Genomic DNA, 24,306 nt, shown 5'->3' with positions numbered 1-24,306 from the left:
CCCCGCCGTGATGGGAACGTGCTGGCAGACCTCCAGGCCAAATACGCGGAGGCCACCGCCCGCGTCAGCGGTCAGATCTACCCGCAGGTAGGGGTCAGCGGCACCGTGTCAGCCCAGGGACAGACCCTGAACGCGGCGGTGAATGGCCCCTATAACGCGTTGCAGGCGCGGGTCACGGGCCGCAGCGGCGAACTGTCGTTCAGCGGCGTGACCCTGCCCGCGCAGGCGGTGGACCTGACCGGAACGCTGACGCCAAAGCTGGCTGTGAGCGGCACCTGGGGCGATCTCAACGTCACCTACGACGGCGCAACCGGGCTGGCCCGCGTGACCGGAGCGCAGCCGCTGACCGCCTTCGGGCAGGAGGGGAGCGTGCAGGGCCGCGCCACCTGGGGGCCAGGACCGAACAACACCTTCCGGGGCGCGGTGGACGCACGCGGGCAACTGGACCAGTACACGGTGGCCCTCAGCGGCCCCTGGAGCGATCTGAACGTGCTGCTGACGGACCGCGAGGGCCTCAGCGCACGCGGCACCGCCTCACTGCCAGAAGGGAGATACGACGTGCAGGTGCGCGGCCCCATCGCGGGCGGGCTGTTCGTGGAGGGCAACGTCACCGGGCGCGGCACCGAGCCACGCGGACGAATCAACGTGCGGGACGCCGGGGGCGGCGCGGCCACCGTGGACCTGCGCGGCTTCTCGGACTTCGATGTGCAGGCGCGCGGGCTGACGCTGGCAGGGCAGAAGCTGGTGGGCGATCTGAACGCACGCGGCGGCGTCCTGAGCGGCACCTTGCAGGCCGGACCCTTCACTGTCAACGCACAGAACGGACGCATCAGCGCGAGGGGCGAGATCGCCGGACAGGCAGTCAGCGCAACCGGACGTCTGACCCTTCCGGCGACGGTGGATGATCTGAAGCTGAATGTCAGCGGGCCGTATTTCACCGCCACGGCGGGGGGCGGCGTGGCCGATCTGCGGGGCACGGTCAAGGTGAAGGCGCAGCGCTTCGGCACGTCACCGCTGACCCTGAGCGTTCCGGCGCAAAGCTTTCCGCTAACGGCTTCACTGACCGGGGCGCGGGCGACGGTGGGCGGGCTGACGTATGCGGGCGGCCAGTGGAGCGGCAGTTTGCAGGCGAAATATGCGCTGTCCGGCACCCCCGGTACGGTCAAGCTGCTGGGCGCGGGCCAGACCCTGGCGGCACTGCCGTTCGGGCCGTTGACGGGCCGGGTGGAGGTGCTGCCGAAGGTGGGCGGCGCAGTCACGGCCAGTCTCTCTCCCGCCCTGCCCCTGCTGCCTGAAAACCTGCGGGCGGCGGTGGTGCCGGGCCGTCTGACTGCACAACTGACAGCCACAGGAGCCACGCTGACCAGCACGGGCACGCGGTATCTGGATCGGCCTCTGGATCTGAGTGCCCGCGTGAACTGGAAGGACACCCTGAGCGCGTCCGGCACGCTGCGGCATCCGTGGGCGCGGCTGCCTTTCGCCTACAACGGGCGGGACCTGAGCATCCAGGGGGCCACGCTGGACGCCCGCGCACTGGGGCCGGTGCTGAGCGGTCAACTGGCAGACCTGACAGGCCGGGCCAGCCTCGATCTGAGCGTGCCTGGGCTGGACTTCGCGCAGGCCAGCGGGCAGGCGCGCGTGAATCTGCGGGCAGCGGGCCAGCGCGCGGCGGGCAGCGTTTCGCTGGCGAAGGGGCAACTGGGCGCGAACCTGAACAGCAATCTGGCGGGCCTGAACGTGGGCGTGCGCGGGCTGCTGTACCCGCAGGCCGACGCGCGGCTGACGCTGGACGGCCTGAACGCCACCCTGCGCGGCAACGCGGAAAATACGCTGACCTTGCAGGCGGCGGGCCAGTACGCCGAGCGTGCGGTGGACCTGACCGCGACGGCGACTGGGTTGACGAAGGACGCGGCCAGCGTCCAGCTCGGCGGCACGGTGGCAGGGGCGGCGCTGAATCTGACAGTCGATCAGGGTGCAGGAAATGGACTCGCGGCGTGGAAGGCGGCAGGCAGCATCAGCGTTCCCGATCTGGGGACCGTGCTGCTCTCCGAAACGGCGGGCAATGTCACGGCGACGGTGGGCGGCACGCTGGCCGATCTGCGACTGGACACAGTAGGCACACTGTTTATTGGAACTGGGGTTATTGGAACTGGGGCGGGCGTGAAGTTCAAGGCTCCTGTCTCCTACCGTGACGGTGTGCTGCGCCTGCAAGGGGCCACGGCCACGCTGCCGCAGGGAACCGTGCGGGCCAGCGGACCCGTCTTTCCAGAGCTGAAGCTGAGCGCGAAAGCCAATGTGACCGATCTGCTGCCGGGCAACTACACGGCACGGGTCACGGGCGCGTACAGCAAGCCCGACGTGAATGTGCAGGGCGTACTGGCGGGGGGCATTGCCGGCCTCCAGGCCCAGGGAACGCGCCTGACTGCCCGGCTGCTGGGCCAGGACTGGAAGGTGGGCCTGAGCGGCAAGAAGCTGGCCGGAACCCTGCGCGGCCAACTGGGGACGAACGCGCTGGGCGGCCTGGCCGACGCCGCTCTGACCGTCAACGCCGCTTATGTGGGAGGCGGCCCCGACGCGCCCATCAATGTGCGCCTGAACGGCACCCCCGGCTGGAACGCCCGCAGCGGCTGGAGCGGCACCCTGCGCGTGGCGGGCGATATTCCAGGTGGACCACTGGACGCCGTGCTGGACGGCAACGGGGCTTTGAAAGTGGCCGCACTCGTGGGAACGGGCAACACCCAGGCCCGTCTGACGGGTAGCCTGCCCGCCGATCTGGCCTTCAAGCCAGGGGGCACGCTGGACCTGCTGGCCTTCGACGTGGGGGTGCTGTGGAGCCGCCCGGAGCAACTGCGTGTCAGCGGAACCGTGAAGGTGGGCGGCGCGTCGTGGACCGCTCCCGAGGCCGCCTTCGCCGGGAAACTGGCAGACAGCGGCAATGAGCTGACGGGCGATCTGGGAGCCTCCTACCGCGCCGGGGATCTCAGCGTGCGCCTGAATGGAGCGAAAGTGGCGGGGGGCGGCACGCTGGTAGACGGGCGTTACACGGCCAGCCTGAAAGCCGACACCCTGCGGCTGGCCCGCCTGCTGCCGCGTGGGCTGGATGTGGACGCCCTGACCTTCGCGGGCCGCCTTGAGGCGACGGGCACGCTGGCGGACGGGCCTCAAGTGGTAAGCGTGCAGAATCTGGCACTGAAAGGCCAGCAGCAACAGGCCGGGCCGTTCAGCCTGTACGGCAGTGCGAGTTACCGCTGGCGGGCGGGCGGGACCGATGAACTCCGCACCGCCCTGAGCGGCAGCCTGCGCGGCGGCGTCCTGAAGGCAGACGGGCAGTTGCCAGACGGCGTGCGCGTGACTGTGCGCGGTCTGGGTACCTCGTTCCTGAACACCCCGGTTTTGAACGGCGGCAGCGTGGGCGCAGATGTGACCCTACGCGGCGCGGTGGACAATCCGGCGCTGGAAGGTTCGGTCACGGCCAGAACCGACGCTTTCGACGCGCTGGCCACCCTCTCCGGGCGGGTGCGCGATCCCCGCGCACTGGCCCGCGTCAATCTTCTCGGCGCGGCGGGCGGCACCCTCTACGCCGACGCGCAGGACCTGAATCTGGGTGCGGGCACCGTGCGGGCGAAGCTGTATGGCACGGTCCAGAGCGGCGGCAACACCGCGAAGGTGAATCTGAATGGCGTCTGGCCCCAACTGGCCGGAACCGTGGAAGCGACGCTGGCTGGGTTGAAAGAACCACTCGCGCTGAACGCTGATGGACGCGGCTCCTATGTGCTGGACGGCGGCGAGCTGGGCGGCGGTTCAGTCAGGCTTCAGAAGGGTCAGGGCTTCATTCCCAGCCTCAGCGGCAGCCTGAACCTGACGCCTCTGCCCTTGGTGGGCGGCAGCGGGCAACTGAGTGTCGCCGCCACACTGGCCGGGACGCTAAGTGCTCCGATGCTCGCGGCCACCGTGACCTCGCGCAATGCTTCCGCCTACGGGGTGACGCTGGCAGGTACGACAGGGCGGCTGGGCGGCACCCTGAATGCGCTGACGGGAACGCTGAATCAGGCGAGCGGGACGGTGGCAACGCTGGACAGCGGCAAGGTGACCCTGAATGGCCTGCGTCTGAACGCGGCGGGCAGCATCCTCCGCGCCAGCGGCACGGCGGGCCTGGACGGGGCGGCAAACCTGAACCTGAGCGCCAGCGGAACCCTGAGCGGCAACCTGAAAGCCCTCTACCGTGCCCGGTCACTGTCGCTGGCGGGCAACCTGAGCGGGCCGCAGAAACTGGCGGCAGCAGTGGACCTGCGTGCCGATCCGTTCACGGGCTGGCACGGGGGCGTGCGCGTGACGGGCGGTCCCTCCCTAGGCGGCAGCGGCGACGTGCTGACCGCTCCGGCAGTGCTGGGCCTGTCCGGGCCACTGGCGCACCCGCTAGTACAGGGCACGGCGGGCCTGCTGGGGGCGGGGGCGCGCATCGTGGCGTCACAGAGCGGCGTGCAGGTGCGGCTGGTGGACGGCCCCGGCGCGACGGCCAATGGCGCGGTGGGCGTGCGCCCTGACGCAAAAGGCGAATGGCGCTGGAACGGCGCAGCCAGTCTGACCCGTCCCGAACTGAGCCTGAGCGTCACCCCCAGCGGCCAGTTGGCTGATCCCAATGTCCTCCTGAGCGTGCGGCGGGGCGAGTGGCGGGCCAGTGGCACGGCCACGCTGGAAGGGGCCGATCTGCGCGTCAGCGACGGCGAGCGCGACGGCTCCCTGAGCTTCAGGGGTGGGCAACTCGCCACCAATCTGCCGGGGCTGCAACTGGCAAGGCTGGGCATTCCCAACCTCAACGGCGTACTGACCGCCAGCGGCACGCTGAACACCGACACGCAGAACGGGCAGGTGGCGCTGAAGGTCACGAACTTCACCTCGCCCGCCGAGATTCCGTACCTGGGGCTGCAACTGTCCGGCGAGGCCAGCGCAAACGTGACCCTGCGCGGCGGGCGTACAGGCGTGGCGGCGCAGGTGACGCTGCCCTCCGGCACGCTGCAACTCAATGCCTTGCAGGGCGAGAAGAACTGGACCGGACGCCTCAGCGGCAGCCTGAAGCAGGCGGGCGGCACGCTGAACGTGAATGTGGGACTGGACAGCGGCGGCCTGACTGGGCTGCTGGGCGTCAAAACCTATCCGGTGGACGTGGCGAATCAGAAGCTCACGGTGGACGGCGAGGTCAATCTGTTGGGCCAGAGTTTCGGGGCCACCCTGACCGCCCGCAACGAGGTGGGCGGGGTCAGCGTGGACGCCTCCGGCGGCATCGCCGATCTGCTGCCACAGACTCCACTGGGCGCACTGGCGCTGCAACCCACCGGCGAGGGCTACAGCGTTAAGGCCGTGCTGGACGATCTGGAGGTCAGCAACCTGAAGATCGCCCCCGATCTGTCGGGACGTCTGAGCGGCAACGCCAACTTGCAGGACGGCGGCGGCACCTTCGTCCTACGCTCGGAGGGCCTGATGGTGGGGTCCAAAACGCTGCCCGCCCGGTTGGAAGGCACGCTGGCCGGGGGAAGCTGGCGCATCCGGGGCTTCCTGGGCCAGTCGGATTTCACGGCGGGCCTGAACGGCGGCGAGGTCTTCGGGCAGGGCAGCCTGCGGGCGCTACCGGTGGGCGCGCTGGTGGCGGCCTTTACCGGGGCAGCCCCCGGCGAGGGCGTCGTGACCGGGGTGGCCCGCTTCCGCTTCCCGCTGGCCGATCCGCCCTCCGGCAGCCTCAGCGTGGTGGCCGAGCGCATCCGGGTCAGCGCCACCAGCGGCCCCAGTCCCAGCAGCCCAAGTCCCAGCAACACGGGTGAGGCCGCCTCCACCGAGACCCTGACCGGCACCGGCACACTGGAATACGCGGCGGGGGAACTGCGCGGCCTGAACGTGCAGCTCACCGGGGCGGGCACCTGGGACGTGCGCGGGCAATACACCAGAGAGAAGGTGGACGTGAATGCCCGCTTCACCAACACCACCTTTACCCCGGTGCTGCGCCTGATTCCCGGCCTGAGCGAGCTGGACCCCAGCCTGCGCGGCAGCCTGACCCTCAGCGCGGCGGGCACCTATGACCGCCCACGCGGGCTGCTGCGGGTGCAGAACGTCAGCGGCAGCGTGGCGGGCCTGAGCCTGGAGATTCCCAACTTCACAGGCGACCTGCCCGACAGCGGCGCGTTCACGGCGAGCGGCACAGTCCTGACGGGCGGCGCGCTGGGAGCCAACGGAAAACTCGACGTCACGGGACAGCTCACGCTGGGCAAGCTGAGCAGCACGCGGGTGGGCTTTAGCGGCCTGCTGGCGCCGCAGGGTCTGGGGGCGCTGCCGAACAGCACGGTGGTGCTGGCACAGGACGGCGAGACGTTCACGCTGGACGCCCAGAGCCGCAGCACCAATGCGGCCACCGGGGCGGGCAACCTGCGGCTGAGTGGGCAGGTCTCGCCCACAATCGATCTGACCCTGGCCGCACGCAACTACAACCTGCCGCTGTCGGTGATCTTCGCCCGCGACAGCGCCCTGAACGCCGATCTGCGCGCCGTAGACGACGGCACATTGATCCGTGTCAGCGGCGCGGCGGACTTCCTGCGCCTGACCCTGGGCCGCGCCGATGCCAGGGCGGCCATTCCCACGCCGGGCAAATCCAACGGACAGGCTGTCAACAGTGCGGAAAGTGGCCCGAACTCCAGCACAGGGCGCACCACCGACAACTATGTCAGCCCACTGCCCGAGGTCTACTCCACCTTCCCCGCCCCGGCGACGAACACGGGCGAGGCGGCCCCCAGACCCGCGCGGCCCTTTCTGGAACGGGTGGTCTTTGAAGACATTCCCATCCGCGCCCCTGGCGGCATCCGGGTGGACGAGAGCCTGGCGCGCGCCGAGTTCAGCACGGCGGGCCTGACCCTGTCCGGCAGCGGCGCGCGGCCCCGCATCAGCGGCAGCGTGCGCTCCGAACGCGGCTTCATCTACCTGCGCGAGAACGAATTCACACTGGGCGACAGCCGCGTGACCTTCGCCGGAGACAGCCTGCTGCCCGCCTTCAACATCACGGCCACCGGACAGGTGCTGGCCGTGACCACCCGCCAGCGCGTGCCCGTGACCCTGAATCTGAGCGGCGAATTCGCGGCCCGCGCTGACGGTCAGCCGGCCCTGAACCTGACCACCACCCTGAGCTGCACCGCCCAGAGCGTGGCCTGCAACGATCCCGACACCGGGCAGGGGTACACCGAGCCGGAACTGTACGCCCTGGTTGCTACGGGCGTACCCAACCTGACCGCGCTGCCCGGCAACATCGGCGCGCTGGGGGCCAGTGCCGTGCAGACCGCCCTGAACGTGTTCGTGCTGGGCGAGCTGGAGCGCACACTGGCCCGGGCGTTCGGCCTGGACGTGTTCCGCCTGACCCCCAACCTGAACGGCGTGGACGGCAGCGTGAACGCGACCCTGACGCTGGGTTCGTACCTGACCCGCGACCTGTACCTGCAATATCAGGTGGATCTGGCGGGCAAGGGCCTGCTGGACGCCACCTACAGCACACCGGACGACCGCTTTACCTTCCGGGTCAGCACGCCCCTGACCGGGCTGGACCTGGGCAGCCTGCGCCCCAGCTTCAGCGCCGGGTACAACATCAATCCGCGCACCAACCTGAGCATCGGGGTGACGAACGCGGACGTCAGCACCAGGGTCAGATTCGGGGTGACGTACCGGATCGGGGGGAGATAGGGCTTTCCTACCACACACAAAGAAGAAGGGCCGCCCAGCATCGGCGGCCCTCTTCTGAAAAGACCCGGTTTAGCGGCTGACGGTCACGCTGGCGCGGGGTTCCAGAGCGTAGAAGGCCACCAGGGCCACCAGGGTGCCGACCCAGCCGGGGGCGCTGCCCAGTTCCATCTCGAAGGGGCGGCCCAGCACGGTGCTGCCCAGTTGCCCGCTCAGATGCTCGCCGGTCTGCTGCGCCACCACGTTCCAGCCGACGATGGGTTCGCCCATGAAGCCGGTCACGCGGTCCACACCGCGCAGCACCAGCTTCTGGCTGCCCACGTTGCCCCGGAGTTCGCCGCCGTCCAGCTCGATCTTGACCGGATCGTTGCCCACGGTGCCCTGCACGCCGCGCTCGGTGATTTCCAGATCGATGTCCTTGCCGTGTAACTTGCCGCCTGCGCGGCCCGAAATACTGTCGCCCTCGATGGTGCAGCGGATGTCATATCCGTCCGTGCCCCCGAGGCGTCCTTTGATGAGGTCGTCCATGCGCGGAAGTATAGCGGGCGGCGCATGACCGTGGGGTTACGCCTGTGGTGATGCCGGTGAGGACGGTGCAGATGAGGACGCTGGCGTGCGGATCAATCCCAGCCGCTCGAAATACTGGCGACGGGTCAGCGTGGGGCCGCCCTCACCCAGTTGGACGCGGCCCGCGTTCCAGCGCTCGAACAGGATTCGTAGCGTGCCGCCCAGCAGCGCCGCGCCGTACCAGTCGGGGGGCGGGGCGCTCCAGCGCAGCACCGTCCCGTCCCAGGCCAGATGCGGGCAGGTCTCGTCCCGCGCGGCCCAGAACATGCCGCCCGCCTCTCCCAGCCGCTGGGCACGCACCGTCAGCGGCGGCTCACGAACCTGGATGTCGTATTGCGGACATGCAAACGCCTCGGCGTACAGGTCATAGAGATGCTGCTGCAATTGATGGGCCTGGGAACGCAGCCGGCCTTCCTCGCGCCCGCTGAGGCCGCCGGGGGTGGAATCCAGCGCCGTGCGGACATCGGCCAACTGGTTCTCGATGTGGATCAGCCGTTGCCGGGCGCTGGGCCGGGGCGGGGGCGGCGGCGGATCGCCCTGAAGGTGGCGCGCCGGGTCCGTGTACTCGCGGCTGCCCCAGCCGGTAACCTCACGGAGCTGGCCGTCCTCGATCAGCCACAGGCGGTTTGAGACCTCGCGGGCAAAGCGGCGGTCATGGGTCACGATCACCACCGCGCCGCCGTAAGCGTGGACGGCAGCCTCCAGCGCGTCCAACGCCTCGATGTCCAGATGGTTGGTGGGTTCGTCCAGCAGCAGCAGATCGGCGCGCAGGGCACTCACCAGGGCCAGCCCCGCCCGCGCCCGCTCGCCGCCGGAGAGCTGACGCGGGGTTTTGGGCCAGTCGGCCTCGGTGAAGCCCGCGCGGCCCAGCAGGGTGTTGGCCTGCTTGCCGAAACGGCCCGTGAACTGGGCGTGCAATCCATCGCCGGGCAGCAGGCCATGCCAGGTCTGGTCCAGGCTGGCGACGGTCACGCCGCCTGCGACGCGCAGCATGGGCGCGGGTTCGCCCAGACCAGCGACTGAATCCGGGTGTTCCTCGCCCGACAGCAGTTTCATCAGGGTGGTCTTGCCAGTGCCGTTCGCGCCCATTAAGGCCACGCGGTCCCCCTGGCGCAGCTTGAAGGCCACACCCGAAATGACGTTGCGCCCGTCATAGGACTTGGACAGGTGATCGCCCCAGGCCACCAGCGGGGCGCGGGCGCTTCCGGCGAGCAGGCGCATGCGGAGCTGGCGTTCGGGCAGCGGGGCCTCGGCATTCGGCAGCCGCTCGGCGCGGGATTTGAGGCCGCGTGAGCGGCGGCCCCAGCGGTCCAGATTCTCCGCGCTGCCCACCAACCGCCGTGCCTCCTGCGCCGAGAGCTTCGCGGCACGTTCCTGGGTGCGCCGCTCCAGATCGCGCTGCGCCTTCGCCCGCGTGTACCCGCCGGGATACGCGGTTGCCTCGCCCGCTTCCAGCCAGACGCTGCGCCCACCGGATGAATCGGCCACCGCGTCCAGAAAGTCGCGGTCATGGCTGGTCAGAACCACGCCGCCCCGGAACGTCCGCAGCCAGCCTTCCAGCCACTCGCGCATGCGGATGTCGAGGTGGTTGGTGGGTTCGTCCAGCAACAGCAGATCAGGTTCGCGGGCCAGCGCCAGAGCCAGGGCCAAACGGGTGCGCTCGCCGCCGGACAGCGTGGTGGCCTCACGGCCCAGAAAACGGGTCAGGTCCAGCATCCCCAGCACGCGGGCCACGCGCGAGGGCCACGCGTAGGCTTCGGCGTCTTCCAGGCGGGCGTTCAGCTCGGTCCAGGCAGCCAGGACCACTGGATCGCCCAGATCGGCCTCCAGCGCCAGCAACTCGGCTTCCAGCTCACGGTAGGGGTGCGCGGCGTCCACCAGGGCGCGCACCGTTTTGCCCACCGGGTGCGCGTGGTGCTGCTCCAGCACGCCCAGGCGCAGGCCATCCGCGCGCCAGACCGTGCCTTCCTCGGGCAGCAACTCCGCCGTCAGCACGCGCAACAGGGTGGTCTTGCCCGCCCCGTTGCGGCCCAGCAGCGCCACACGCTCACCGCTCGAAACGCTCAGGGACACGTCACGCAGCACCGCCCGCTCCGCGTAGAACACGGTCAGGTTTTCGGCAGTGATCAGCGTGGACACGGGGAGGAGGCTAGCGCAGAGAGGGCCAGAAAGAATCGGCGAAAAGGCTCAGTCTGCACAGGTCAACGCAAGATGAACATGCCGGACTAGCCACGCCGCGCCTGCCACGCTTCCCAGTCGCGCCGTGCCTGTGCCCGCGCCGCCGCCCAGAAAGCGGATTCCAGCGCCGTCAGATCAGCGTCCAGGGCAGATGACTGGCGGTAATCGGTGGCCTCCAGCCGGGCCAGCAGCGAGGGATGTTCAGTCTGCTTGAAAGCCGCGTCCAGCACCTCATCTTCGGAGGACAGGGCCGCTGCCCTGACCAGTTCGCCGTACAGCCGCCCCAGAATCTGCAAATCCGCCACGTTCGCCGCATAGACCCACGGGCCGTGTTCGCCCAACAGTGCCACCAGTCCAGACCACTGCGAGTGCATCACATCGGAAATCACCTGCTTTGGAGGCGTGGTGGACATCAGCCACGGACGCGCGGCCAGCAGATCGGGAGCCAGCCACTTCTCGCCCGCGAATTCACGGCCCACCCTTTCGGCGTCGGCGGGCGAGAATACGTCGCGCAAGTCGGTCAGGTGCGACAGACGAGCGCGGGCTTCGGGCGTGAGTTTGACTGTGCGGGGACGAGGTTGGCCGAGTGCAGCCCAGGCCAACTGACGCAGGATTTCGGCCTCCAGAATGATATTTTGAGCCTGCAACGAGGCGTCCAGAGTGGCGAGGCTGGAGAAATCCACCTCCGCCCGAAGGTTAAAACCCTGCGGTGATAGTGCGGCGGTCAGGCATTTCAGCCTGTCTTCCACGCTCAACTGCTGGCACTCGTGTAACTGGCGACAGCCCTGAGCCAGAACCAGCGGGTGACGGTGAACAGCACCAGCGCCACCAGCGGCGAGGCCACCGCCAGCGCGGGCGACAGCCGCCCGGTCATGGCCTGCGCGGGAACGGTGGTGATCAGGGCAATGGGCACCACGAACGTCAGCGCAAAACGCACAGGCACTGGAAAGGCCGTGACGGGAAAACGCGCAGCGCCAAACACGCCGTTGAACAATTCGGCCACATTCTGCGTTTTCACGAACCAGAACGCCGTCGTGGAAAGCGCCAGCCAGATGCAGTACACGATGGTCAGCGCCGACAGATACAGCACGGCGGCGATCAGCACGCCCCCCAGCGTGATGGTCAGCGCCGACGCTGCGTACACGATCAACCCCACGCCGATCAGGATGTCGGGCACGCGCAGCACGTTCAGGTAGCGCGTGCTGACACTGAACTGCGCGTCTACCGGCTTCAGGAGCGTGAAATCCATGCTGCCCGTGCGGATGGCCTCCGCGATGCGGCTCATGCTGGGCTGGATGAATACAGCGATAAAACCCTCGGTGAGGATAAAAAAGCCCGTGACCAGCAGCGCCTCGCGGAAGCTCCAGCCGCCCACCGTATCGCTGCCCTGCCCGAACAACACGCCAATCGCCAGCAGCGCCACGCCCACCTGCCCCAGACTGCTCAGGACTGCCCCGATAAAGTTTGCCCGGTACTCTAGCTGAGCCGAAACTGTAGCCCCGGTGAAGATGCGGACGAGGCGGAGGTAACGGGTCATGCAGGCCCCTGGCGGGGCGGTCTAAGGGTCAAAAGGTCTAAGGGTCTGAGGTTGCCAGCTCCCTCCCTCCTTGTGGGGGAGGGTTGGGGAGGGGGGGCCACCGGGCAGGCCCCGGTCGAAAATAAGTCCCCCCGATCTTCCTTGACACTCCAGCTCACGCCCCCACCGCCCCGTATTTCTTCAGACCCAGCCGCCACACCAGCAGGCGCGCAAACCAGAAGAAGACCACCCAGCCGAACAGAATGAGCGCACCAAACCCCGCCTGACTCAGCGTGGCCTTGCCCGCCAGCACCTGCGCAGGCAGCCCCAGCATGTACGGGAAGGGTGTCCAGATGGCGATGTCCTGAACCCACTGCGGATAGAAGGTCAGCGGGGCAAACAGACCGCCCAGTGCGGCGTACATCAGCCACGCCACTTCCGAAAAGCTGGTGCTGCTTTCCGTCCAGAAGGCCAGCAGGCCCAGGGCGTATTCGTACAGAAAACGGCAGGTGAACCCCAGGATGCACAGCCCCAACGTGACGGGGTAGGCCCACCACTCGCGGGTAAACGACGCACCGGACAGCGCCGCGAAGATCACCAGCAGCACCAGCATCGGCCCGATACGGACAAAACGCTCGGCGACGTGGGCGGCGTATTCCTGCCACATCGGGTCCATCGGGCGCAGCAGCTTGGGCGACAGCGTGCCCTGCCGGATCATGAAATCCAGTTCCCAGCCCACCCAGACCACCAGCAGTTGCCCCATCAGCCACACGCTGAGGAAATAGGTGGCGAACTGGGAGGCGTCGTAGCCGTTGATCTGCCCACCCGGAGCATTCGCCGCCTGCGCCATCCACACCAGCATCATCACCAGCGAGATCGTGCCCGACAGCATCCAGATGATGACCTCGGCACGGTATTCGGCCATCTCCGCGAAACGGGTGGCGAAGAGAACACGGGTCTTACGGATCATGGGTGCCTCTGGCGGAGCGGCCTAAGGGTCTGAAGGTCTAAAAGTCTGAGGCTTTTAACTCCCTCCCTCCTCGTGGGGGAGGGCTGGGGAGGGGGGGCCACCGGGCAGGCCGCGAATTCAAAGTGCCTCACCCCCGCACCACCTCCTTCTCCACTTTCGCCGTTGCCCCAAACAACTCCGCCATCACCGCTTCAATCGGCGGGTCTTCCACGGTCAGGTCCGCCACGTCCAAGTCAGCCAGCAGTCGGGCGGCGCGGGCGCTGACCTCCGAGCGGGGGACGGTCAGTTCCACACTCAGGCCGTCCACCTTCACGTCCTGTCCGTAGGCGGCCAACTGCGCGGCGCTGACGGCCTCGCGCAGCTTGAGCTTCACCGTTTTGCCGCCCCCCTTGCCCTGCTCGGCCAGCCGTGCCAGATCGCCGTCAAAGACCAGTTGGCCGCTGTCGATCACCAGGATTCGCTGTGCCAGGGCCGTCACGTCCGCCATGTAGTGGCTGGTCAGAATGATGGTGGCCCCGTACCGCTCGTTGTAATCGCGGATAAAGGCGCGCACGGCTTCCTGCATGTTCACGTCCAGGCCAATCGTCGGCTCGTCCAGAAACAGCACGCGCGGGCGGTGCAGCAGCGCGGCGGCCAGCTCGCACTTCATGCGTTCGCCCAGGCTCAGCTTGCGGACCTGTTTTTTCAGGATGCCGTCCAGCGACAGCACCTCCGTGAACTCGCGCATGGTGGCGCGGTACTGATCATCAGGAATCTCGTAGATGGCCTGATTGACCAGAAAGCTGTCCAGCGCGGGCAAGTCCCAGATCAGTTGCTGTTTCTGGCCCATCACGAGGGTGATCTGCTTGAGAAAGGCGGTTTCACGCTTGCGCGGCTCGAATCCAGCGATCCTCGCCACGCCGTCCGAGGGATGTAGCAGGCCCGACAGCATCTTGAGCGTGGTGGTCTTTCCCGCCCCGTTCGGACCCAGAAAGCCCACGACTTCACCGGGGGCGAGGTCAAAGGACACGCCCTTGACCGCCTCCACATATTTGGTTTTGCGGCTCACGAAGCTGCGGAGGCTGCCCATGAAACCCGGCTCCTTCTCGTGGACGGCGTACTGTTTTTTCAGGTCTCGGACGTGAACGGAGGCGTCCGGGGATGATGTCGTCATAAGTCTGTGCAGAATACGCCGGAAACGGATTTTTGCGTGGCAGTAGGCGAAATGGCGTAACGCGGGTGAGGCGTGGTGAGGATGGGGTGGCAGCCACGGCTTAACCCATCAGTGGGCTTCGCTGCCAGCTTCCCTCAAGAGGAGCCAGGAGTTGCAATTGATCGTGCCACACGCCATCTCCTTGCCTCCCTTCTAAGGGGAGGTGTCCCGAAGAGACGGAGGGGTTAAACCGTGGGAGCCACCGAGAAGATCAACACCACCGTAACCTCTGCCCCGCCCCACACCCGCCGCGCCCGCTACACTCCCCCCATGACGCGCCGTGACGGTGGCCGTGACGAACAAGGCCGCACCCAGACCCTGGAACGCACCACAACGCAACGGCCCCGGCTGTACCGCGTGCTGCTCCTCAACGACGATTACACTCCGATGGATTTTGTGGTGATGGTCCTCTCCCAGTATTTCCGCAAGACCGAGCAGGACGCAGAAATGATCATGCTGGCGGTGCATCACAAGGGTCAGGGCGTCGCCGGGGTCTACACCCGCGACGTGGCCGAGACGAAGGTGGCCCAGGTGACCGCCCACGCCCGCCAGGAGGGCCATCCATTGCGCGTGGTGGCAGAGCCGGAGGCGGAAGAATGAACGTTAACAGACAAGACCGCACTTCCCTTAGACCCTCAGACCCTTTGACCCTTAGACCGCCCCGCCAGAGGCGCAAATGATCGGCGATCACCTGCAAGTCACCATCGCCCGCGCCGCCGACTACGCGCGGGAGGCCGGGCATGAATACGTGACCCTGGAACACCTGCTGCTGGCGCTGACGCATGACCCGGAAGGCCGCGACGCCCTGCTGGCCGTGGGCGCGGATGTGGAACGCCTACGCGACGAGCTGGAAATGCAACTCGACGCGCTGGAATCGGTGGAGGATTCCGAACCGGATTTCACGCTGGGCTTCCACCGCGTCGTGCAGGGCGCAGTGCTGCAACTGCACGCCAGCGGCAAGGGGGGCGAGGACGCCGACGGAGCGCGTGTGCTGGTGGAACTGCTGGAGGAGGCCGACTCCCCCGCCCGCGCCGCGCTGGAAGCCCAGGACGTGACCCGGCTGGACGTTCTGGCTTATGTGTCGCACGGCACTGCCAAAGTGGAAGGCCGGGGCCGGGAGCGCCGCGTGGCAGGCACCGAGGAAGGTGTGCCGGAAGCCGAGGCTGAGCAGGACCCGCTGGAGGCGTACACGCAGGATTTGACTGCCGCCGCCAAGGCCGGGGAATTTGACCCGGTGATCGGGCGCGACGCCGAACTGATGCGAACGGTGCATATCCTGGCGCGGCGCGGCAAGAACAACCCCGTGCTGGTGGGCGAGCCGGGCGTGGGCAAGACGGCGCTGGCGGAGGGATTGGCGCAGCGCGTGGCGGACGGCAAAGCGCCCGGATTCCTGAAAGGCGCGTCCGTGTATGCACTTGACCTGGGGGCACTCCTGGCCGGAACGCGCTACCGGGGCGACTTTGAACAGCGTTTGAAGGCAGTGCTGGCAGCACTGGACGGCAAGAACAGCGTCCTCTTTATCGATGAGCTGCACACGCTGGTGGGCGCAGGGGCGACCGAGGGCGGCAACGTGGACGCGGCCAACCTGCTGAAACCTGCGCTGGCACGCGGCAAACTGCGGGTGATGGGGGCCACCACCCCTGCCGAGCTGCGCCACCTGGAAAAGGACCGGGCGCTGTGGCGACGGTTTCAGACCGTGGACGTGGCCGAACCTTCCGAGGAAGACGCGCTGGAGATTCTGCGCGGGCTGGCCCCCAAATACGCCCAACACCACGGCGTCACGTACACGCCCGAGGCGCTGGACGCCGCCGTGCGCCTGAGCGTGCGCCACCTGCGGGACCGCTTTCTGCCCGACAAGGCCATCGACGTGATCGATGAAGCCGGAGCCGCCCGCAGCAGCGCCGGGGTGAGCGGTCAGATTGATGTGGCCGATATGGAGGCCACCGTCGCCCGGATGGCCCGTGTGCCGGTAGGCGCGGTCAAGGCCGAGGAAATACAGTCGCTTGCCACGCTGGAAACGGACTTGCAGGGGCGTGTGTTCGGGCAGGACGCGGCAGTTCAGGCCGTTGCCAGCGCCGTCAAACTGGCCCGCGCGGGCCTGCGCGATCCACAAAAACCGCAGGGCGCGTTCCTGTTCGCCGGGCCGACGGGCGTGGGCAAGACCGAGCTGGCCCGCGCCCTGGCAGACCGCCTGGGCATTCACCTCGCCCGCTTCGACATGTCGGAGTATCAGGAAGCGCACACCGTCGCCCGGCTGATCGGCGCACCCCCTGGCTACGTGGGCTTCGATCAGGGCGGCCTGCTGACCGATGCGGTGGCAAAAAACCCGCACGGCGTACTGCTGCTGGACGAGATCGAGAAGGCGCACCCGGACGTGTACAACGTCTTCCTGCAAATGATGGACCACGGCACGCTGACCGATCATGCGGGCAAGAAGGTGGACGGGCGCGGGTTGATTCTGGTCTTTACCACCAACGCCGGGGCCGCCGACGCCAGCCGCCCGGCCCTAGGCTTTGGGCGTGAGGGCCGTGCGGGCGAGGAGGCGGAAGCGGTCAAGCGCACCTTCACGCCTGAATTCCGCAACCGGCTGGACGCCGTTATCTACTTCCGCCCGTTGTCCCGTGAGGTCATGGCCGGGATCGTGGACAAGTTCCTGCGCGAGCTGGAGGCGCAACTGGCCGAACGCAAGGTGACCCTTGAGGTTTCGGCTGAGGCCCGCGCCCGGCTGGCTGAACTGGGCTATGACCCGCAGATGGGCGCGCGTCCGCTGGCCCGCGTGATCGAGGAACAGATCAAACGTCCGCTGGCCGATGAACTGCTCTTCGGCAGACTCAAGGGCGGAGGCAGGGTCAAGGTTTCCGTGGAGGACGGGACTTTTACATTCTCTCCATAATCCCCGTTCTATCTGGCGAAGCCCCCACCACAACCAGCCTGACCGCGAGGCCATGTTTCGCCGCTGGCACCGGCTTTACCAGACCCGATGGCCGTTCGGTGCAACAAAGATCAGCCTGGATTTTTTTGATTTCATGTTGCCTTTAACCGGCGGGTGTAAAGGTTCATCGGGTTTTTTTTCATGTTGGGCAATGGAACAGAAAGGACAATCGAGGCATGAAAAATATCCTGCTGATCCTGCTGACCGGTTCCATGCTCGCCGCCTGCACGCCCAAGTCCGAGACGACCACCACCACCGATACCACCACCACCACCACGGACGCCACTGTGCCGGACGCGACCACGACCACCGACTCCACCACCGACACGACGACCACCGACGAACCAGGCATCGACAACCCGATTGCCGAGGGTGAGGGAGCCATGGACAATGCTGCGGACCCCGGCGTCGATAGCACCCTGACCAACGCTGACGATGCAAGTGTGGGAGAGGAAGTCGATATGGCCGTGGGCGACGGCCTGGAAGGAACCGTGGCTGACTTTGACGGTACGGCCCAGACCTTCACCCTGAACGAGAACGATGCCAATTACGCGGTGACGATCAGCCCCGACACGGTTTTTGAGGGGACCGCCACCACCGCCGAGGATTTCTTCGGAACTGACCGCGCCGCCGCCAACGTGGCCGTCGAAGGTGAGATCGATAGCGCCAGCAGCACGCTGAAGGCAAACAAGATCACCCTGAACTGATCTGATCAGAAGTGGGAGGCCGGACCTGAAAAGGCTCGGCCTCTGCTTTTGCCTCCTGCGCGTCAGTTCCTCGCCGCCCGTCATCCAAAAGCCGCACGCCTTCCTCACCCCGCAGCCGTTATGCTCTGGGCGTGCGTCGGCATGTGATTCTTCTGGTGGTTGTAGCAGGTGTGGTGGCGGTGGCGGCTCCAGCCTTTCCCTTTCTGGCGCGGTATGGAGCATTGCCGCAAAAAGCGACTGGCCCAGTGACCGTTTTGCTTGCGGGCGTGACCCCCAAGTACGACGAGAGTGCCCCGGTGTGGCCCTGGCCTGCCCGCCCGGAGGACTACAGCGGCCTGACCGACACTATTTTGCTGGCGCAACTGCGCCCTGATGGGACCACCAACATGCTCAGCATTCCGCGCGATACCTGGGTGAATGTGCCGGGCAACGGCTGGGGCAAGATCAACGGCTCCAACCCACACGGCGGCCCCGATACGTTGGTGGGCGCGGTCCAGAACCTGACCGGGATCAAGGTAGACGCCTACGCCCTGCTGTCGCTAAATGCCATGCGCGCCATGACCCAGGCGGCGGGCGGAGTGACGCTGGATGTGGCGCAGGACATGAAATATGACGACAACGCGGGCAAACTGCACATCGATCTCAAGGCGGGCCGCCAGCACCTCAGTGGCGAACAGGCCGAAGGCTACCTGCGTTTTCGCAAGGACAATCTGGGCGATATCGGGCGGGTGGCGCGGCAGCAGAACTTTCTGAGCGCGCTGCTGAACAAGGTGAAAAGCCCGCTGAACTGGTGGCGCATGCCCGGCATGGTGGGCGCGGTGGACCGCAACATGAAGAGCAACCTGACGCGGGCGCAGGTGGCCGGGATCCTGGGCGCGGCCCTGAGTGGCCCGAAGGTCGCCATGCACACCGTCCCCGGCAATTTCGGCGGCGGCGGCACCTGGATAGCGGACCGTGCCGCGCTGGCCACCGTGGTAGACAACAACTTCACCGATCCCAACGACCCGCGCCGCCTGAGTATCGCCGTGATCAACACCGCCGCCCCCGACGGCAGCGCCCGCCGCCTGCAAGAAAAGCTGGAGGGCCTGGGCTACCTGCGGGTCAGCGTCGCCAACGGGCCGCAGGACAACGCCACCACCACCATCACCGGTCCCCAGGCAGGCCGCATCTTGCAGGACGTGGGCCACGGACAGGTGGTGCAGGCCCAGGGTGTGCCGGGCGCAGATGTGACAGTGCGGCTGGGCAGCGATACCCCGGCCAACTGAAGACATCGGGCGGGCTATTCCAGCCCTGCTCTGAAAGTGTTCTGAATCGATTAAGTCAGTGCCAAATTCCTGCTACCCTCTGCCTATGACAGACACGGTCCAGCAGCTCAAGTGGTGGCAGAGTGGCATCATCTACCAGATCTACCCCCGTTCCTTTCAGGACAGCGCAGATCAGGACGGCACAGGCGACGGCGTGGGCGATCTGCGCGGCATCACGGCGCGGCTGCCGTATCTGAAAAGTCTAGGGGTGCAGGCCGCGTGGCTCTCCCCTATCTTCACCTCGCCCATGCGCGACTTCGGCTACGATGTGGCCGACTACTGCGATATCGACCCGCTGTTCGGCGATCTGGCCGACTTCGACGCGCTGGTGCATGAGGCGCACGGGCTGGGGCTGAAGGTAATGCTGGACTACGTGCCCAACCACACGTCCTCGGACCACGCGTGGTTTCAGGAGGCGCTGACCGGTAAAGACAGCGAGAAGCGCGACTGGTATGTCTGGCGCGATCCCGGCCCGGACGGTGGGCTGCCCAACAACTGGAAATCCTTCTTTGGCGGCCCGGCCTGGACATTGGACGAGGCCAGCGGGCAGTACTACCTGCACCAGTTTCTGCCCACCCAGCCGGACCTGAACTGGCGCAACCCGGACGTGCGAGCCGCCATGTTCGAGGTGCTGCGCTTCTGGATGCGCCGGGGCGTGGACGGCTTCCGGGTGGACGTGATCTGGCTGCTGGCCGAGGACGACCGCTATCTGGACGAACCCGCCAACCCGGAGTGGACCCCCGGCGACATCGAACACAACAGCGTTTCTCACACCTACACCCAGGACCAGCCGGAGACCCACCAGTACATCCGCGAGATGCGGACTGTGCTGGACGAGTTCGATGACCGCATGATGGTGGGCGAGATCTATCTGCCGGTGGACCAGTTGCTGCCCTACGCAGGCACGCCCGACACGCCGATGGTGCATCTGCCCTTCAACTTCCACCTGATCCTGCGGCCCTGGCAGGCAACGGCGGTGCGTGAATTTGCCGACAGCTACGACGCCGCCTGCCGCAAGATCGGCACCTGGCCCAACTGGGTGCTGGGCAACCACGATCAGCGCCGCTTCAAATCGCGCCTGGGTGCGGCGCAGTACCGTGTGGCGCAGACGCTGCTGCTGACCCTGCGCGGCACGCCCACGGTGTATTACGGCGACGAGATCGGCATGCAGGACGTGGATATTCCCCGAGACCGCATGGTGGACCCGGCGGGCCTGCAACAGCCCGACTCCCCCGCCGCCAGCCGCGACCCGGAGCGCACGCCGATGCAGTGGGACGCCTCGCCCAACGCGGGCTTCAGCGCAGCGGACACGACGCCGTGGCTGCCGCTGGCGGACGACTTCGCAACCGTGAACGTGCAGGCGCAGGAAGCGGACCCGCACAGCGATCTGAACTTTTTCCGCGCCTTGACACGGCTCCGGCAACAGCACCCCGCTCTCGTGGGTGGCGACTACACCAGCCTGGACAGCGGCCATGAGGACGTGTTCGCCTTCCGCCGCACGCTGGACAGCCAGAGCGTGACTGTGTTGCTGAACTTCGGCGCGGGCGAACGCGATCTGGGCGATGTGGCGTTGGGTCAGGCGCTGCTCAGCTCACTCGACGATTTGCCCGAAAGCGGCGCGAAGCTGCGCCCCAACGAGGCGCGCATTCTGCTGAGCTAGCAAAGGGATATTTGAGGCCGCCAGCGGGAGAACCTTGCTGGCGGCTTCTTTCTCTGTTCTATTACCACTTTCTCAGATTCAGGATTTGACGCTGGACAACTTCAGAATCCGGGCGCGGACCCAGGCAGCGTCACTGGGGCGCTGCCTGGGGTCCCGGCGGGTCAGGGTCAGGTACAGCGAACACAGCGGGTCCGGGTGATACGGCGCGGGGCGGGTGGGGTCCGGCAGCGAGCCGAAGATCCCCCAGCCCAGCAACATGCCCACCCCGTACAGGTCCGCCTCTGGCCCCAGCGGTTCACCGCGCGCCGCCTCGGGACTCTGAAAGGCCGCCGTGCCGAAACGGGTGGGCACCGGGAAGGCTTCCAGCAGCGGGCCAGCCAGATCCAGGTCCACCAGTTTGGCGCTGCCGTCCGGCTCGACCACGATGTTTTCCGGCTTGATATCGCGGTGGACCAGCCCGCAGGAATGCAGGTACGCCAGCGCGTCCAGCAGATGCGCCAGGGTCAGCAGAAAGGCGCGGCGCTCGGTGTGTAGGGCGGGCCGCCGCACGTAGCGCGAGAACAGCACCTCGCCGCGTGCCAGGGTGCTGATCAGCACCGGACGGTCCTCCAGGGTGCCCCGGCCCAGCATGGAAGCCAGCCGGGGATGGTCCAGCCCGCTGGCATGCTGAAATTCACGTTCGGCAAAGGCGTTCATATCGGGGCGGAAGACCTTGACGGCGCAGGGCTGACCGAACGCATCCACCGCAAAATAAACCAGACTGTGAGAGCCGCGCCCGATTGGTCTGACCAACCGCACACCCTCTCCAACCACCTGTCCTGCCAGAGCCATTCATCGCATCTTAATCCAATTGGACCGGGCTGACTGAAGCAATTGACATAGACGTCAGTAAGCCGACAGTTTGGGAGGCACTTTGCCCTGCTGGACCTGCCCGAGTTGCTGGCCGCTGGATTCGGTTCCCGGCACCAGCGCAGCAGGACTACAATCCCTGCATGTGCAGCGGCAGGCGCGGGAAATGAACGGTTACGGTCTGGTGCTGGGCGGCGGCGGCGCGCGTGGGCTGGCGCATATTGGCGTGTGGCAGGTGCTGGAGGACGCGGGCCTGAGACCCAGCGTGGTCACCGGGACCAGCATGGGCGGTCTAGTGGGGGCCTTTATCGCGGCGGGCTACAGCGGGGCTGAACTGGAACGCATCTCGGGCACGGTGTCGTGGCGGCGTCTGCTGGACTGGCGGCCCGGCACCGGCCTGCTCAAGATCTCGGCGATGGAAGGCTGGCTGGCCCAGAACCTGCCCCAGACCTTCGAGGAACTACCCATCCCCCTGGCGATCACGGCCACCGACATGCTGACGGGCCGGGGCGTGTACCTCACGCGCGGCAGCCTGTTCGGCGCCCTGCGCGCCACCAGTGCCTATCCGGGCGCACTGGACAGCGTGCCTATGCGCGACATGCTGCTCTCGGACGGCGGCATTCTGAATCAGGTTCCGGTGGACGCCGCGCTGTTTCTGGGGGTCCGCAAGGTGCTGGCGGTGGACGTGACAGCCCCGGACCCGCTGGAGTTGCACGAACGCCGCGTGCTGCTGTGGAAGCGCGAGGCCCACCTGGGTCCGGTGCGGGCGCTGAGGCGCGCGGTGGAGATCATGCAGGCGCAACTGACCGACGCGCGCCTGAGCCTGTACCGCCCCGACGTGCTGCTGCGCCCCCGCCTGGGCAACATCGATCTGATGAATTTCAACCGCACCGATCAGGCCATCGCGGCGGGCCGGGACGCGGCGCTGGAGGACCTGCCGCGCCTGAAAGCGCTGCTGGGCGAGAGCTGAGCGCCGAACCGCGCAACAACCCGGCAGCCGCCGCCCGCCTTTAACCTTCCATCAACCCTTAATCCGCTATCCTGCGCGGTGCATGACCAGACTCCAGTCCACCGCGCCCTCCACGTTGCAGAAAGTTTGGAAGGATTTTCTAGAACCCATTGTTTTTGCCGTGGTGATCACCCAGTTCGTGGCCACCCTGGTGGGCGTGGATGGCGTGAGCATGATGCCCAACCTGCGGGACCGCGAGCGGGTCTTCGTGCCCAAATACGAGACGTGGCTGCACAAGGCGGGCGTCGGCGATTTCAGCCGGGGCGATATCGTCATCTTCAAGCCCCCGGCAGCGGCGTCCGCGCAGATCGGCAACCTGAACAAGAACTTTCTGGGGTTGTGGGACTACCGCCCCTTCCTGATCAAGCGCGTGATCGGCCTGCCCGGCGACACCATCAAGGTGCAGGGCGGCGAGGTCACCGTGAACGGCGTCAAGCTGGATTCCGGGTGGACCACCGATTACTGGCGGCAGCAGGGCTGCTGGGACAACCAGAGCGAACTGGCGAACAACACCACTTCCAGCCGCGCGGGCGTGATGCCCGATCAGGCCGAGATCACTGTGCCGCCCGCCCAATACTTCGTGATGGGCGACAACCGCACCGCCAACGGCTCGGAGGACTCGCGTCTGTTCGGCACGGTGCAAAGGCGTGACGTGGCCGGACGCGCCGCCGCCGTGATCTGGCCAATCATGCGGAAAACCAACGCCACCTATGACTGCGCCAGCGAACGCGTGGGCGAACTGAGCGGCGCAAATAAGTTGAACTGGCGCTTGCTGAGCCGCCCCGCCGCCTTCGACACATTGAAGAGTGAATTGAAGAAGTAACTGGATCAGTCAGCCGAAGCGCCGCCCCATCAGCCGGTAGACCTTATCGTCGTTGCGGGCGGCGATCACAGGAAAAATGAAAATCAGTATCTGATTAGCGCCGAAGGGCCATCAGCACAGCCACGGGATCCTCGCCCCGCAGGCGGGCCGTTTCCACCACGCTCTTGATACGGGTGTAGGTGGTAGCCCCCAGCAGATTTTTGCTGCACTGAGAGACTTTCCTCGCCATCACTACGCTCCGCAGGGCACGCTCTGCGGCGTTGTTGGTGGGTGGAATGTCAGGGTCAATCAGGAAATACAGCAGACGGCCTCGACGGTGCTGCTCCAGCAGGCCCAGTCGCAATCGCTCATTGATCTTGGTTTTTAGCGGGGAACGATCAAGCAGATAATCCATGCGCAGGGTGAGAGACTCACCCTGCCGGGCATACTCCTGCCGATTGACCAGCCCCGCGTGGTAAGCCGAATGCAAGCGAATCCCATCCCGGAAGAGCTGGGCCAGTCGCTGTGGATAGCGTTCCCCGCGTCCTGGCTGCGCGTGTTGTTCCTCAGCCGCCCCATCGGCGTTGCGAATCAGGTGGGCCAGACACTTTTGCTGCTTGGTCTCGGCGAAGACCAAGCTGTCATAAACCTTGAAGCGATCCGTGACCAGTGTTCCCGCAAAATCGTCGCCCAGAACGGCCCGCACCTCAGCATTGGTGTGTCGTGGGTTGGCCCGGTACAGCACGATATCGGCGGAGCGGAAGGCACTCATCCACGCGGCCACGCCATTCATCCGCCAGCCCGTATCGTCGTGGTGGACGTACGCGGCAGCTTGAAGCTGTGCTTCAAGCGACTGGATCTGAACAGCCAGTGGGCCACCGTTTCGTGCCAGTCGCACAGCAGCCCCATT

General features: G+C 66.8%; 16 protein-coding genes. 8 read left to right on the top strand and 8 right to left on the bottom strand.

The window, feature by feature from the left end; all coding sequences use genetic code 11:
• Positions 1–18: 18 nt before the first annotated feature.
• Positions 19–7,713 (top strand): translocation/assembly module TamB domain-containing protein, encoded by a 7,695-nt coding sequence (locus BOO71_RS04735; protein WP_075830820.1) that lies wholly within the window; start codon positions 19–21, stop codon positions 7,711–7,713.
• Positions 7,714–7,782: 69 nt separating this feature from the next.
• Here the strand turns inward: BOO71_RS04735 and BOO71_RS04730 are convergent, their stop codons facing one another.
• The 6 genes from BOO71_RS04730 to BOO71_RS04705 all read right to left on the bottom strand — a co-directional run bounded on the left by BOO71_RS04730 (position 7,783) and on the right by BOO71_RS04705 (position 14,094).
• Positions 7,783–8,238: a hypothetical protein gene (locus BOO71_RS04730; protein ID WP_075830819.1), complete on the bottom strand. Its 456-nt coding sequence runs from the start codon at positions 8,236–8,238 to the stop codon at positions 7,783–7,785.
• Between the two features lie 36 nt (positions 8,239–8,274).
• Entirely contained in the window at positions 8,275–10,416 is a 2,142-nt protein-coding gene (locus BOO71_RS04725) for an ABC-F family ATP-binding cassette domain-containing protein (protein WP_075830818.1), read from the bottom strand.
• An 86-nt stretch (positions 10,417–10,502) separates the two neighbouring features.
• Positions 10,503–11,204, bottom strand: a complete 702-nt coding sequence (locus BOO71_RS04720) for a hypothetical protein (protein ID WP_075830817.1) — start codon at positions 11,202–11,204, stop codon at positions 10,503–10,505.
• Between the two features lie 2 nt (positions 11,205–11,206).
• A complete protein-coding gene (locus BOO71_RS04715; protein ID WP_075830816.1) occupies positions 11,207–11,992 on the bottom strand; it encodes an ABC transporter permease in 786 nt (261 codons plus the stop codon).
• 154 nt (positions 11,993–12,146) lie between these two features.
• Positions 12,147–12,941 carry an ABC transporter permease gene (locus BOO71_RS04710; protein ID WP_075830815.1) on the bottom strand — a complete coding sequence of 265 codons (795 nt, stop codon included), beginning with the start codon at positions 12,939–12,941 and terminating at the stop codon, positions 12,147–12,149.
• Between the two features lie 127 nt (positions 12,942–13,068).
• A complete protein-coding gene (locus BOO71_RS04705) occupies positions 13,069–14,094 on the bottom strand; it encodes an ABC transporter ATP-binding protein (RefSeq protein ID WP_075830814.1) in 1,026 nt (341 codons plus the stop codon).
• 309 nt (positions 14,095–14,403) lie between these two features.
• Between BOO71_RS04705 and clpS the strand changes: the two genes are divergently transcribed.
• The 5 genes from clpS to BOO71_RS04680 all read left to right on the top strand — a co-directional run bounded on the left by clpS (position 14,404) and on the right by BOO71_RS04680 (position 20,736).
• A complete protein-coding gene (gene clpS, locus BOO71_RS04700; RefSeq protein WP_075830822.1) occupies positions 14,404–14,733 on the top strand; it encodes an ATP-dependent Clp protease adapter ClpS in 330 nt (109 codons plus the stop codon).
• A gap of 76 nt (positions 14,734–14,809) precedes the next feature.
• Positions 14,810–17,026, top strand: coding sequence for an AAA family ATPase (locus BOO71_RS04695; RefSeq protein ID WP_075830813.1), 2,217 nt, complete (start codon positions 14,810–14,812; stop codon positions 17,024–17,026).
• Between the two features lie 215 nt (positions 17,027–17,241).
• Positions 17,242–17,772 carry a hypothetical protein gene (locus BOO71_RS27625; RefSeq protein WP_075830812.1) on the top strand — a complete coding sequence of 177 codons (531 nt, stop codon included), beginning with the start codon at positions 17,242–17,244 and terminating at the stop codon, positions 17,770–17,772.
• 131 nt (positions 17,773–17,903) lie between these two features.
• Positions 17,904–19,037, top strand: coding sequence for an LCP family protein (locus BOO71_RS04685; protein WP_075830811.1), 1,134 nt, complete (start codon positions 17,904–17,906; stop codon positions 19,035–19,037).
• A gap of 85 nt (positions 19,038–19,122) precedes the next feature.
• On the top strand, positions 19,123–20,736 hold the full coding sequence (locus BOO71_RS04680) for an alpha-amylase family glycosyl hydrolase (RefSeq protein ID WP_075830810.1): 1,614 nt from the start codon (positions 19,123–19,125) through the stop codon (positions 20,734–20,736).
• 78 nt (positions 20,737–20,814) lie between these two features.
• On the opposite strand, the gene BOO71_RS04675 is transcribed toward BOO71_RS04680, so the two are convergent.
• A complete protein-coding gene (locus tag BOO71_RS04675) occupies positions 20,815–21,567 on the bottom strand; it encodes a serine/threonine-protein kinase (protein WP_075830809.1) in 753 nt (250 codons plus the stop codon).
• Between the two features lie 82 nt (positions 21,568–21,649).
• On the opposite strand from BOO71_RS04675, the gene BOO71_RS04670 reads away from it, so the two are divergent.
• Complete coding sequence (locus BOO71_RS04670) at positions 21,650–22,555, top strand: patatin-like phospholipase family protein (protein WP_254843019.1); 906 nt, start codon at positions 21,650–21,652, stop codon at positions 22,553–22,555.
• Positions 22,556–22,637: 82 nt separating this feature from the next.
• On the top strand, positions 22,638–23,417 hold the full coding sequence (lepB, locus tag BOO71_RS04665; protein ID WP_075830807.1) for a signal peptidase I: 780 nt from the start codon (positions 22,638–22,640) through the stop codon (positions 23,415–23,417).
• A gap of 94 nt (positions 23,418–23,511) precedes the next feature.
• Here the strand turns inward: lepB and BOO71_RS04660 are convergent.
• Positions 23,512–24,306, bottom strand: a 795-nt coding sequence (locus BOO71_RS04660) for an IS66 family transposase (protein WP_217694844.1), incomplete at its 5' end; no start/stop codon positions are given.

The organism is Deinococcus marmoris (assembly GCF_001949125.1).
In the GTDB taxonomy this organism is placed as follows: Bacteria; Deinococcota; Deinococci; order Deinococcales; family Deinococcaceae; genus Deinococcus; species Deinococcus marmoris_A.
Note: the sequence above shows the minus strand (reverse complement) of the source record. Positions and strands in the feature narration are given on the sequence as shown.